General features: G+C 61.1%; 11 protein-coding genes and 2 pseudogenes. 8 read left to right on the top strand and 5 right to left on the bottom strand.

Going from position 1 to position 12,853, the window contains the following annotated elements:
- Positions 1–86 precede the first annotated feature (86 nt).
- Positions 87–758, top strand: coding sequence for a heavy metal response regulator transcription factor (locus IMW75_RS07695; protein ID WP_045059042.1), 672 nt, complete (start codon positions 87–89; stop codon positions 756–758).
- The gene (locus tag IMW75_RS07690; RefSeq protein ID WP_205892281.1) at positions 755–2,125 is read left to right on the top strand and encodes a heavy metal sensor histidine kinase; all 1,371 of its coding nucleotides are present in this window, start codon (positions 755–757) and stop codon (positions 2,123–2,125) included. Before IMW75_RS07695 ends, IMW75_RS07690 begins: the two co-directional genes overlap by 4 nt.
- Before the next feature lie 23 nt (positions 2,126–2,148).
- On the opposite strand, the pseudogene proP reads toward IMW75_RS07690, so the two are convergent.
- Positions 2,149–3,351: pseudogene (gene proP / locus IMW75_RS07685) on the bottom strand (glycine betaine/L-proline transporter ProP); the annotation flags it as partial.
- A 101-nt stretch (positions 3,352–3,452) separates the two neighbouring features.
- Between proP and IMW75_RS07680 the strand changes: the two are divergent.
- Positions 3,453–3,680 carry a hypothetical protein gene (locus IMW75_RS07680; RefSeq protein ID WP_045059044.1) on the top strand — a complete coding sequence of 76 codons (228 nt, stop codon included), beginning with the start codon at positions 3,453–3,455 and terminating at the stop codon, positions 3,678–3,680.
- A 397-nt stretch (positions 3,681–4,077) separates the two neighbouring features.
- Here IMW75_RS07680 and IMW75_RS07675 read toward each other — a convergent pair whose 3' ends face one another.
- From IMW75_RS07675 to IMW75_RS07665, 3 genes are all read right to left on the bottom strand, one after another.
- Positions 4,078–4,638 (bottom strand): hypothetical protein, encoded by a 561-nt coding sequence (locus IMW75_RS07675; protein WP_045059045.1) that lies wholly within the window; start codon positions 4,636–4,638, stop codon positions 4,078–4,080.
- Between the two features lie 83 nt (positions 4,639–4,721).
- Complete coding sequence (locus IMW75_RS07670; protein WP_205892248.1) at positions 4,722–6,848, bottom strand: TonB-dependent receptor family protein; 2,127 nt, start codon at positions 6,846–6,848, stop codon at positions 4,722–4,724.
- A 141-nt stretch (positions 6,849–6,989) separates the two neighbouring features.
- A complete protein-coding gene (locus IMW75_RS07665; RefSeq protein WP_205892247.1) occupies positions 6,990–7,439 on the bottom strand; it encodes a hypothetical protein in 450 nt (149 codons plus the stop codon).
- 319 nt (positions 7,440–7,758) lie between these two features.
- Between IMW75_RS07665 and IMW75_RS07660 the strand changes: the two genes are divergently transcribed.
- Complete coding sequence (locus IMW75_RS07660; RefSeq protein ID WP_052672981.1) at positions 7,759–8,184, top strand: universal stress protein; 426 nt, start codon at positions 7,759–7,761, stop codon at positions 8,182–8,184.
- 9 nt (positions 8,185–8,193) lie between these two features.
- Here the strand turns inward: IMW75_RS07660 and IMW75_RS07655 are convergent, their stop codons facing one another.
- Entirely contained in the window at positions 8,194–8,997 is an 804-nt protein-coding gene (locus tag IMW75_RS07655; RefSeq protein WP_205892246.1) for a helix-turn-helix transcriptional regulator, read from the bottom strand.
- 104 nt (positions 8,998–9,101) lie between these two features.
- Between IMW75_RS07655 and IMW75_RS07650 the strand changes: the two genes are divergently transcribed.
- The 4 genes and pseudogenes from IMW75_RS07650 to IMW75_RS07635 all read left to right on the top strand — a co-directional run bounded on the left by IMW75_RS07650 (position 9,102) and on the right by IMW75_RS07635 (position 12,844).
- Entirely contained in the window at positions 9,102–10,058 is a 957-nt protein-coding gene (locus tag IMW75_RS07650) for a threonine dehydratase (RefSeq protein WP_205892245.1), read from the top strand.
- Between the two features lie 182 nt (positions 10,059–10,240).
- Positions 10,241–10,516 (top strand): annotated as a pseudogene (locus tag IMW75_RS07645) (Nramp family divalent metal transporter); the annotation flags it as partial.
- 223 nt (positions 10,517–10,739) lie between these two features.
- Entirely contained in the window at positions 10,740–12,470 is a 1,731-nt protein-coding gene (locus IMW75_RS07640) for a PAS domain-containing sensor histidine kinase (protein ID WP_205892244.1), read from the top strand.
- Positions 12,455–12,844, top strand: coding sequence for a response regulator (locus tag IMW75_RS07635; RefSeq protein WP_205892243.1), 390 nt, complete (start codon positions 12,455–12,457; stop codon positions 12,842–12,844). Before IMW75_RS07640 ends, IMW75_RS07635 begins: the two co-directional genes overlap by 16 nt.
- The last annotated feature ends 9 nt before the right edge of the window (positions 12,845–12,853 follow it).

Here is a 12,853-nt window from a genome sequence, read left to right as displayed (position 1 = left end):
TCAGGATGATTGCCCGATCATTACCAATATGTAATGTGAGAACCACGCGAAGCGGGCTAGCCTATGCTCCAGTTCTGGAGGAAAAAATGCGTATCCTGGTGGTTGAAGACGAAGCGAAGACGGCGGATTACCTGCGCAAGGCCCTGACTGAGTCGGGCTATGTGGTCGAGATCGCCCTGAACGGGCTGGACGGCCAGCACCTGGCTCAGGAGAGCGAGTTCGACCTGATCATCCTCGACGTCATGTTGCCCGGCCTGGATGGCTGGCAATTGCTGCAGATCATCCGGCGCAAATGGCAAACCCCGGTACTGTTCCTGACGGCCCGGGATTCCGTGGACGATCGGGTCAAAGGGCTGGAACTGGGCGCTGACGATTACCTGGTCAAACCTTTCTCCTATGCCGAATTGCTGGCCCGGGTGCGCACCCTGCTGCGCCGCGGCCCGCCGCGTGAGGTCGAACATTTCGTGGTCGGTGACCTGAGCCTGGATCTGCTGCGGCGCAAGGTCACCCGCGGCGGCGAGCGCCTGATCCTGACCAACAAGGAGTTCGCCCTGCTGCACTTGCTGCTCAGTCGGGAAGGGGAGGTATTGTCCCGTTCGCTGATCGCCTCGCAGATCTGGCAGATGAACTTCGACAGCGACACCAACGTGGTCGACGTCGCGATCCGTCGATTGCGGGCGAAGGTGGATGATCCTTACCCGCTCAAGTTGATCCACACCGTGCGCGGTATTGGCTACATGCTCGAGGTGCAATCCTGAACCTGTTCCCGCGCGCCCTCAGCCTGCGCCTGGCGGTGATGTTCGCGCTCGTCAGCGCGCTGTTGCTGGGCGCGATCGGCTTTTACCTGTATCAGTCCCTGGAGCGGGAGATTGCCTGGCGCGATGACCAGGCCTTGCTCGGTCGCCTCGAGCGCATGCAGGCGTTGATCAACGACAGCGACAGCGTCGAGCAATTGCGCAGTCGGCCCAAGCTCTACGAGAACATGCTGGGCAATCGCGACAACCTGCTGTGGATCCTCGATGAAAGCGGCCAGGTGCTGATCGAAATCAACCCGGCCCAGATGAACCTGCCAAGGTTGCCAGCCACGCCCCAGGCGCTCGTTGCTGACGCAGATGCGTCAGAACCCGTGCGCCTTGCCTGGAAGGATGTCACCCAGGGCGACCGCCGTCTCACCCTGATCGCCGGCAAGTTGCTTGGTGAGCGAGAGCAGATGCTGGCGGCCTATCGATTCAAGCTCTGGCTGGCCATGTCGGTCGGTGCGCTGCTGGCTTTTGTGCTGGGCTGGTGGGTCAGCCAGCGTGGTTTGCGACCGGTGCGCCTGTTGGCCAGGCGCGCTGCCGGGATCGATGTGCAGCACCTGCATTTGCGCCTGGATGAGTTCAGTGAACTCAGTGAGCTGCAGGCGCTGAGCCATGCACTCAACCAGATGCTCGCACGACTGGAAGACGGCTTTGCCCAGCTGTCGCGTTTTTCCGAAGACCTGGCCCATGAGATGCGCACGCCGCTGAGCAACCTGATGGGCCATACCCAGCAGACCCTGCGGCACAGTCGTTCGATCGAGGATTACCAAAACCTGCTGGTATCCAATCAGGAAGAATACGAGCGTCTGGCGCGAATGATCGACAGCATGCTGTTTCTCGCCCGCACCGAGCAGTCCGACGCGGCGGTGAAAGCCGTTCAAATCGACTTGCACGAGCTGATCGAGCAGCTCTGTGATTACTTTGAAGGCGTGGCGCAGGAGCGCGAGGTAGGGCTGATCAACCAGGCCCATGATCAGTTGCTGGCCGACCCCGGCCTGGTGCGCAGGGCTCTGGCCAACCTGCTGGCCAATGCCCTGCGCTACGCGACGCCTGGCACGGCGGTGACGATCAGCAGCACACTGCTGCAGGACCGCCTCGAGGTCACGGTGCACAACCAGGGCGCGCCGATCGCTGCGGAACATCTGCCGAGATTGTTCGAACGGTTCTACCGGTGCGACCCGTCACGCAATCAGCCGGATGATTCCGGCGGGTTGGGCCTGGCCATCGTCCGCTCGATCATGCACCTGCATGACGGTTGGGTGAGCGTGGACAGTGACGAAACCGGTACGCGTTTTCGCCTGGGTTTTCCGCTCGCCGAGACTTGAGCGAATCACCCGGGACAGATGGGTTAATCAATTAACGGATGCTGCTGCACCAGCCGCTCGCGCTTGGCTTGCAGCTCGGCGATTTCGGCATCGAGGTCCTCGATCTTCTGCTCGATGTTGTCATGATGCTCCTGCAGCAGCTCCCGTGCTTCCTCCAGGTCGGACGCCGCTGGCGCCGCACCGCGCAATGGTTTGTTGGCCGTTTCTTTCATCGTCACGCCGGTGACCAGGCCGACCACGGCGATCACCATCAGGTAATACGCCGGCACGTACAGGTCTTGTGTGCTTTCCACCAGCCAGGCGACGATAGCTGGCGTCAGGCCCGCGATCAGCACCGAGACGTTGAAGGCGCTGGCCAGCGCGCTGTAGCGGATGTGCGTAGGAAACATCGCCGGGAGGGTGGACGCCATTACCCCGATGAAGAAGTTCAGCAGCACCGCCAGCATCAGCAACCCGGAAAAAATCAGGCCGAGCTTGCCGCTGTTGATCAGCATGAACGCCGGAATAGCGAGGAAGAACAAGCCAACGCTGCCGCAGATGATGAAAGGACGACGACCAATCTTGTCGCTGACCAGCCCGATCAGCGGCTGCACGAACAGCATGCCGACCATGATCGCGATGATGATCAACACACCGTGATTTTCGCTGTAGTGCAGGTTGTGCGTGAGGTAGCTCGGCATGTAGGTGAGCAGCATGTAGTAAGTGACGTTGGTCGCCGCGACCACGCCGATGCAGGTCAACAGGCTGCGCCAGTGCTTGGTGGCGACTTCCTTGAAAGACACCTTCGGCCCACGTGCCAGGCCGTCGCGATCGTCCTGTTCCAGCTGCTCTACATGCTGCTGGAACGCCGGAGTCTCTTCCAGCGCATGACGCAGATAGAGGCCGATCATGCCCAGGGGCAGGGCGAGGAAGAACGGCAGACGCCAGCCCCAGGCTTCGAACTGTTCTTCACCTATGATGGTGGAGATCAGCACGACCACCCCGGCACCGAGGACAAAACCGGCGATCGAGCCGAAGTCCAGCCAGCTGCCGAGGAAACCACGCTTGCGGTCAGGGGCGTATTCGGCGACGAAGATCGAGGCGCCGGTGTATTCCCCTCCAACCGAGAAGCCCTGCGCCATTTTGGCCAGCAGCAGGAGGATCGGCGCCCAGATGCCAATCGAGGCATAGGACGGGATCAGCCCGATGGCGAAGGTGCTCAGCGACATGATGACAATGGTGGCGGCCGCTCCCGCAAGGATCGTTGCCAAGCTGAAATTGTGCGAACTAAAAACTGACCAGGAGGTCAGGATGATCAGCAGCTCTTCTTTCATTCCGAGGATCGATCATGCGCAATTTCACGGTGCAATACCTGTTCAACGGCGAGCTCCGCTCCCACCTGTTCGAGCTCAAGCAGGAGCAGTTACCAGTGCATGAGGCCGCTCTGCATCTGTTGGAGTTACATTTTGGTGACGCGGAAAACGGCCTGATCATGCCCCCAGCTGACGCATCGCCGGAGGAAATTGTGCAACAAGCTGAGGTGGTAGGGTTAACGCAGATTAAGGTGCTCGATTGAGTGCAATCGCATTCCCCTTGGGAATGCACGCAACACGCGCCAACGAGTACGCCACGCAGAGCCGTATTGCGTTAGCCGGCTACGACGCTTGCTCGCGGGCAAGTCGATTCGTCGCACCGCCGCTCCCACAGGTGTTGTTGGTGTGCGCAGTATTTGTGTTCGGCGCAGATCACTGTGGGAGCTGGGCTTGCCCGCGATGGCGTCTGCACATTCGACATTGATGCGGCAGGGGGAAGACAATTGCTCCAGCAGGGGATTTGCGGTGTGGGTCAGAACGTTGTCTGACAGAGATTGCCGAACTGTTGCATCGGGAAGGGTTAGGCAAGGCACTTGGCGAGGCTTACTCCGCAGAACGACAAGCCCGGGGCGAGGCCTCTAAAGGCAGGCCACAGCGCGCTTAGTTGGACAGTGAAACCGCCAGGTCCAGCGCAGTGAAGGGCACGTAAATCAAGGTGATGAACGAATACGTTTTACGTGACCGGGCCAGGAATGCGCAGACCGGCAGGACGATCATGATCACATCCAGGACTCCCCACAGTGCAAGCGGCGAGGCCTTGAAAAACCACACGTTAACGCACAGCCCGAGCAGCAGGTAGGTCGACAGCGACAGCAGGGCGTAGCGGCCATCCTGCTCGAAGTAGAGGCGCAGGCCGTTCTGTTCGTCTTCGCTGCGGCTGGGAAGCAGCAGCGCAGCGGCCACAAACAACGATAACGCCAGCAGGACCAGCACCAGGAATTCGGGGAACGAAAAGGTCGTCTTGACCGCCGGCAGGGAGTTCACCGCCCACCAGAAATCCAGCTGGGTGGCGAACAGCATGATCGCCCAGACCAGGGGCACCCAGTCAGGTTTGGCGACCCGGCGAATGCGGAAAACAGTCAATGCACCCAGGAGCAGGCGGGTAACGGACAACCCCAGGATCATGGAGAGTACCGTGGCCACGATGGCGAAATTGCTCATCACCCCTCCTGTTCAGATTGCCAATCTGCGCAACACCGCAAAATTGTCGCAAGCGTAGACCACCACTCAGCGACGTGCAGGCCTCAGCGAAGGCTCCAAGACACCCCGGCGTACACACCCAGGCCTTCACCCGGCGTCGACCGCGCGGCATCCAGGCCCTTGTCGTCATAGCCCGGCGTGACCGTGGCGGCGTAGTGCTTGTTAGTCAGGTTGCGCAGGTCCAGCCAGGTCTGCCAGTCATCCTTGGGCGAGTTGTAGCCCACCGTCGCACCGAACAGCGCATAGGGATCGGCGTAATAGCTGTTGGCGTAATCGACTGCCACCTTGGATACCCACTGGGTGTTCAGCCCGGCAAAAAATCCCTGGGGCCAGTCATAACGCAGTTCGCCCTGGTAGTAGTGCATTGGCAGGCCCGGCAGGCGGTTGTCGCCGAAGCGATCGTCGTCGCGGTAATGGAAGTCGCTGAAGGTATAGCTCTGGCGCAGGCTCAGTTGGCCGCCGTCGTCTCGGGACCAGAGGTTGCTCTGCAGGCCGGCTTCCACACCCTGATGCACGGTGGGGCTGGCGTTGAGTTCGTATGGCGTGGTGGCGTTGGCGTCCGGCAGCACCGAGAGCAACTCGTTATGCACCTGGGCGTAGTACCAGGCCAGGCTCCATTGACCCAGGCGACTGTCGCCGCGCCCGCCGAGTTCCAGGGTGGTGGCGGTCTGGTTTTGCAGCTTGACCGGATCACGTTGAGTGCCCGTGGCGGCGCCGCTGCCTGCCGGGAAGCGCTGGTTGGCGCTGTAGATCAGCGACCAGGGATGCGGCCCTTCAACGGATCGGCTGAGGTTGCCAAACAGTTGCAGGTCCGGGTTCACCTGATAGCGCAGGCCCAGGCGCGGGGCGTAGTCCCAGTCATTGAGACTGGTCTTGCCGCCGCCGTCCGGGTAGGTCACGGCGCTTTCGCGCCGTGTGTAGATGGCGGCGAGGCCGGTGGTCAGCCACAGGTCGTCGGCGATCTGCAGATCGTTGCCTGCGTGCAATACCGTGTCCGAGCCCTGATAGGTGAAATTACGCATGGCGGTGCCCGGGGCGTACCCGGCGGTGTTGCCGGTGGGGATGCGCACCGATTCACTGGCGCCGGCGTTGGGCAGGTGCCTGGTCACTCGCAGGCCGACATTGCTCTGGCTTTCCAGGCCCCACAGGGTATCGCGACGCTTGTAGTCGAAGGTGCCGCTGACATCCGAATACGCTACCTTCAGGCGGTTGGGGCCTTCGCGCAGGTCCATCGGATAGTCGTGATAGGCCAGCCCGGTCTGGATGCTCGAATCGTCATCGATGAACCAGGTGGTCTTGTTGCCGATGAACGTGCTGCCCGGCTGATCGCGGCTGTCGTCCCGTGCGACATAGGCCGGGTTGGCGGCCCGTGCGTCGTGCTCGATGGAGTGCTTGGTCACGCGCCCGGCCAGATCGTTGTCGGTCTGGCGGTGGCGCAGATAGAAGCGCGTTTCCAGGTTCGGGTTGAAGCGATAACCGAAGTTGGCGATCAGCCCCTGGCTTTTGCTGGCGGTGTGATCCTGATACCCGTCGGCGCTCGCGTCGGTCACCGCCACGTAGTAATCGAATGCCCCCAGCACCTGCCCGGAACTGATCTGGCGCTGCTGATAGCCGTGACTGCCTACCGCATAGCGCACCTGCAACCGCGCCGCGTCGTAGCCCGTGTGGCTGATATAGTCGATGGCCCCACCCAGGGCCAGTGCACCGCGGTCAAACCCGTTGGCACCGCGCAACACTTCCACATGATCGAGCCACAGCGGTTCCAGCAACTCATAGGGCGTGCCCCCCGGCCCCGTCAGCGGCAGGCCGTCGAGCATGGCGTACAGACCCGAGGCATGGGCGCCGGGCGCACGGTTGATTCCGGAGCCACGGATCGAAATCTTCACCCCTTCATTGCCCGCAGACTGCGCATAGACGCCCGGCTGATAGGCCAGCACATCCTGGTTGCTGGCAACTCGACCCTGCAGCGCACGGCGCATGTCGACCACGTTAGTGCCGCCAGGCACCTGGGAAAGCCGCTCGCTGGCTTCCTCGATGGACGAGTCTGCGGTGCCTTGTCCGTCAGCTTCGATCAGCACCTGCCCCAACTCCATGCCCTGTGCCGCAGCGATGGCCGGACAGACGAGAGCCAGGCCCAGCAGGGCTGCCGGGAAGGAATGGGGCGAGGGCATGGGGAACTCCGGGTGAATGGCGCGGGCAGTGAGAAGTGCGACGCAGGAAACACCGAAGGGAGCACATTACTGCCGAAAAACTAATGCTCCAGGCTACATGCTTGCACTGCAAAGCCCTCATGACGCGTCACATGCCCACGACTAATTCACCGAGCCTGCTCGCTTGATATCACCGCAAAAAATATCGAGATTGCCGCTGTCCGGGGCAGTTCGCACGACGACCGAGTGCTCACTGGCAAGCAACACGGGCAGTTCCACTGGCGCACTTCTTGAGAATACCCAGCCGCGAATGGCCTGGCGTTCGGTGCCGACCTGGTCGTTCATTTCGTAGGCAACGGTGCCGGGCTGCTGGCAGCTGCCCTTGTTGATGAAAGTATACAGCCGCAGCGGCAGGGAGGCGCCGTCGGGAACGCCACTGATGATGAAGTTGAATCCAGTTTTCTTGCCCCAGTTGGCCAGGGTTACATTGCCGATTTGCCCGGTGTTATGCCGGGTGGCCTGGAGTGGCACGGACACTCCTTTCTGGGCGGGAGTGGTGCAACCGACCAGGGTGACGGTGATCAGCAATGCCAATGAGTTTTTGAGTTTCATTTCGAATCTCCAGAGTGGAAAAACTGCACTGGTAGATTAGTAGGTTTGCCGCTGTCGAATCTGCTCATTAGCGGGTTTGATTCTACCGTGGCGAAACGCAACTTATCGTTTGGCGGCGACAGGTTTTGGGGCCGCTTTGCGAACCAGCGCGAGCAAATTCGCTCGGCACGGGGTTGGTGGTGCCCCATACCTGGAGTGAGGCGATTGCTGCGTTGTGTGCACTCATACAGTGCTCACAAGTCAGTTATCGGAGAATTTGACGGTTGCTAGACTTCGCAGCTCTTCAGCCTTCTTATCCAGCATTCAAACGGGATCAATGATGTTCAGTGAAATCCTGGTGGCTATCAATGGCAACGCCCAGAGCGACAAGGTCCTGGAGTTGGCCATGAGAGTGGCCCATGACGCCACGCGGGTGCATGTGGTGAGCGTAATCGCGTACGAATTCAGCGCACCGGATCTTGAGTCCCGGCAAGCATCGCCCGCCTCGTGGGCAGAGCAGTTGCACTGCGAAGAAATTGTCGAAAAGGCCCGGCTGTTTCTTCAGGCTCGGCACATCAAATGCACGGCCACCGTCATTGCCGGCGACCCGGAGCATGCCATCTGCAACCACGCCCGGGAGCAGGGGTGCGATCTGATTGTGATGGGGCATCACCACATGTCGACGTTTGAGCGGCTGGTGGGCAACTCGGTGGCGTATGAGGTTTTGCAGAATGCTCCCTGCCCGATTCTGATTGAGGCGGGGTGAGTGGTGTTGTCATTTGCCACTGCGCAACTGCCCCGGACTCGCCCCCAGCCGTTGTCGGAACAGCGTCGCCATATGCGCCTGGGAATTGAAGCCGCAGATGAGGGCGATCTCGGCCAGGCTGGCGCTTGAGTCGCGCAGCAGGGCGCGGGCCTTGGCCACGCGCCGGTCGATCAGGTAGCTGTGCGGGCTTTTACCGGTAGCCTGTTTGAACGCCCGCATGAAAAACCCTTCCGACAGTTCAAAAAGGCCGGCCATCGCCAGCACACTCAGCGGCCCCTCAAGGCCCGCATCGATGAACTCATCCAGCAGGCGCAGGCGGTTGGCCGTAAGGGAGCCTGTCGGTTGCGCAGGTGATGCGATGTGCGCCGTTGCCCGCTCAGCCAGGGCCAGTGCCCAGGCCTGCCAATCGTCATCCACGGCGGCGTGCAGCATTGCGTTGCGCATGCGCAGCGCCAGGCGGATCGCTTGCGGATCGATACGATTATTAAAAGCGTGATCGCCGGGCAATTCCAGGCCATCGGTGCGCACCACCCGCAGGTATTCACCGCCCTGCGAGGACTCGGACAACACGTCGCAACCGGCCGGGACAAACGCCAGGCCGTTGGGAGTGGCGAGGAAGGGCCGTACCCGGTCGTTGCCGATGGCGTGCACGCCGCGCTGGCTGTCAAAGGCGAAGCCAATGGCGGCCTGGCTTGCTACGTAACGGGTCGTGTAGGGAGCGGCGGGCAACAACTCAATCGCCCACGGCCCGGCGTCGACCCGGCGCACCGGTTCGGTCATGAGCGTTGAGGGCTGGCGATTTCGCGGGTTCATGCCCGCATAGTAGTGAAGATGGGGCAAAAAAGTCAGGTCGGTTTTCTGAAAGCCGACGTAGCGCCTGCGCACCTAGACTGGGCAAAACCTCAAGGAGACTGCCCATGCACACATTGACTCGCGACGACATCGAACACGCCGCCCGCCTGGTGTACCAGGTCATGCCCGCCACGGCTCAGTACGCCTGGCCGTTGCTGGCAGAACGGTTGGGCTGCACGGTGTGGGTCAAGCATGAAAACCACACCCCCACGGGCGCCTTCAAGGTACGCGGCGGCATTACCTTCATGCACTGGCTCAAGCGCACCCACCCCGGAGTGAAGGGCATCGTCACCGCAACTCGCGGCAACCATGGCCAGAGCCTGGCGCTGGCTGCCAGTGCCGTGGGCTTGCGCGCGTTGATCGTGGTGCCCGAAGGCAACTCGGTGGAGAAGAACAACGCCATGCGTGGCTTCGGGGGAGAGGTGGTCGAGTGCGGCCGCGATTTCGATGACGCCCGGGTCGAGGCTGCTCGCCTGGCGCAGGCGCATGACCTGTTGCTGGTGCCACCGTTCCACACCGAACTGGTCAAGGGCGTGGCCACCTATGCCCTGGAACTGTTCACTGCGGTGCCCGACCTCGACACCGTCTATGTGCCGATCGGCTGCGGTTCGGGGATCTGCGGGGTGATCGCCGCGCGCGACGCGCTGGGCCTCAAGACCCAGGTGGTGGGAGTGGTGTCGACGGAGGCTGACGCCGCCAGGTTATCGTTTGAGGCGGGAGAGATCTGTGAAACCCCCTCGGCGAATACCTTTGCCGATGGCTTGGCGGTGCGCAAGCCGATTCCCGATGCATTTGCCATCTACAGTGCGGGCGCGGCGCGAATTGTCGCGGTTAGCGACGGGCAGATCGCCGAAGCGATGCGCATGTATTACACCGATACCCACAACCTTGCAGAAGGCGCGGGCGCTTCGGCGCTGGCGGCCCTGGTACAGGAGCGTGAAACAATGGCGGGCAGGAAAGTCGGAGTGATCCTGTCGGGGGGTAACGTCGATCGTGGGGTATATGCACAGGTGATCCAATAAGCGGACTTGCAATTAATTGTTCGGGTAAAGACTGAAACCGAGCACAGCGGCCGGGGACACGGGTCACCGGGCCCGGCCGTCAATATGGAAACATCTGCCACACTCTCCCCGACCAGCCATTGTTATGTTCCCTGGCAGTGGTGCTGGTGGTGTGGCTGCTGGTCGGTCGCAACATCTACTCTGTGTTCTTCATCGGCGTATTTGCCACGCTGTTCGCCAGCATCTCCGGCAAAACCGCCGCCTTCTCGATGCTCATTACCGATGCCTTCCAGCACGTGCTGCCCAAGCGTCGCGACAAGTACGGCAAAGAGTTTCACCATGATCCGATGCACAAGTGGTTCATGCTGTTCATACTCGTGACTCCGCTGGTCTGGTCGGTACCGGGCATGCCGGACTTTGCGACCGGCCTGGCCCTGTGTGTCGCGTTCCAGCTGGGCGTTGACCTGTTCAGCCTGTAGCAGCTGCAACCGTCGAGGGGCCCCATGGCCCCTCGGTGTTGGGTGTGCGGTTGATGGATTTGTTCATCGCTGAAAGCCTCACGAAAGTTTCCTGGCGCACCCTTCGAGCCGAGCTCTGCTATCGTATGAAAACCTCTAATCGCCCCTTCGGGCGATTTTCCGTAAGCACGCTTTACGGCACCGTCATCACGGTCAGGTTTGCGAGTTAACGGAAAACCATTCCATGGAAAACCCGCCGGTAGATCGTCCACCCTCCGAACCCCAGTCTCGCGCCGAGAAGATTGTCGAGTTTCGAAGGCAGAAAAGCCTGCTCAAGACCGGTGCCCTGCAAGACGCGATTTTCAACAGCGCTTATTTCTCCAGCATCGCTACCGACGAAAAAGGCGTGATCCAGATCTTCAACGTGGGTGCCGAGCGCATGCTTGGGTACCTGTCAGAGGATGTGGTCGACAAGATCACTCCGGCGGACATTTCCGACCCTGCCGAGCTGATCACCCGCGCCGCAGCCCTCAGCCTGGAACTCAAGACCGAAATCACGCCGGGCTTCGACGCGCTGGTATTCAAGGCTTCCCGGGGCATCGAAGATATTTATGAGCTGACCTACATCCGCAAGGACGGCAGCCGCCTCTCGGCAATGGTCTCGGTGACTTCATTGCGCGACAGCGCCGAAGTCATCATCGGTTACCTGTTGATCGGTACTGACAACACCGCACGCAAGCAGGAAGAAGCCACCCAGGCCTTGCTCGATCAGCGCCTGCGCGACCAGCAGTTCTATACCCGCTCGCTGATCGAGTCGAACATCGATGCGCTGATGATGACCAATCCCCAGGGGATCATCTCCGACGTCAACAAGCAGATGATGGCGCTGACCGGGCGCACCCGGGACGAGTTGATCGGTGCACCGTGTCGCAACTTCTTCACCGACCCTGCACGAGCCGATGCGGCCATCAAGCGCGTGCTAAGCGAAAACAAGGTCAGCGACTATGAACTGACGGTGCGGGCCTACGACGGCACCGAAACCGTGGTGTCCTATAACGCGGCGACCTTCCACGACCGTGATCGCAAGCTGCAGGGGGTATTTGCCGCCGCCCGGGACGTCACCGAGCGCAAGCGCTTCGAGCGCACGCTGGAAGAGAAAAACGTCGAACTCGAACATGCCAGCCTGATGAAGTCGGAGTTCCTGGCGACCATGTCCCACGAACTGCGCACTCCGTTGAACGCCGTGATCGGTTTTTCCGAAGCGCTCAAGGACGGCATGGTGGGTGACATGACCGACACCCAGCGCGAGTACATCAGCGACATCTTTACCAGCGGCCAGCACCTGCTGTCGCTGATCAATGACATTCTCGACCTGTCCAAGGTCGAAGCCGGGATGATGGCCCTGGAGCTCGAACCCGTCGAGCTGCAAGGCCTGCTGAGCAACAGTTTGCTGATCGTGCGCGAAAAGGCGGCCCTGCAATGTATTCAGCTGAAACTGGAAACCGACGACGACCTGGGCACCGTCGAGCTGGACCTGCGCAAGACCAAGCAGATCGTCTACAACCTGCTGGCCAACGCGGTGAAGTTCAGCACCGCTGAAGGCGTGGTCACGCTGGCGGTCAAGCAGGTTACGCGCGAACAGGTCGGGATCATTGAAGGCGACTGGCCCGTGCATGGCTTTGAGGTGCCGTCCAGCGAGCATGAGCAGTTTCTGCAACTGAGTGTCAGCGATACCGGCATTGGTATCGCCCAGGCGGACATGGACAAGCTGTTCAAGGCCTTCAGCCAGATCGACAGCAGCCTGGCCCGTAAATTCGAGGGCACTGGCCTGGGCCTGGCGATGGTCAAGCAATTGACCGAGCTGCAGGGTGGCAGTGTCGCGGTTGCCAGCCGCGAAGGGGCAGGGGCCCGTTTCGTGGCCTGGTTGCCCATCCGTGGAACAACAATTGTGGAGGCGCCGTGGCTGAAATCCTGATCGTCGAAGACAACGCCGCCAATATGCGCCTGGCCCGGTTGCTGCTCACCAGTGCCGGTCACAGCGTCATTTGCGCGGCTGATGCGGAAACCGGCCTGAAGCTGGCACGCGAACGGCAGCCTGCGCTCATCCTGATGGATATCCAGCTGCCGGGCATGGATGGCCTCAAGGCCACCTCGCTGCTCAAGAAGGACGCGGCGACGGCGGCCATTCCGGTGGTGGCGCTCACCGCCATGGCCATGAAGGAAGACCAGGAAAAGACCCGCCTGGCGGGTTGCAATGCGTACATTATCAAACCACTACGTTACAAGGAGCTCTACCGGGTCATCGACACGTTGCTGCAAAACACTCTGCCTCAACAGCCCTCTACCTGAGCTCTCTCC

Source organism: Pseudomonas gregormendelii (genome assembly GCF_017114825.1).
In the GTDB taxonomy this organism is placed as follows: domain Bacteria; phylum Pseudomonadota; class Gammaproteobacteria; order Pseudomonadales; family Pseudomonadaceae; genus Aquipseudomonas; species Aquipseudomonas gregormendelii.
The sequence above is the reverse complement of the archived record's forward strand: the minus strand, read 5'-3'. Positions and strand labels throughout refer to the sequence as shown.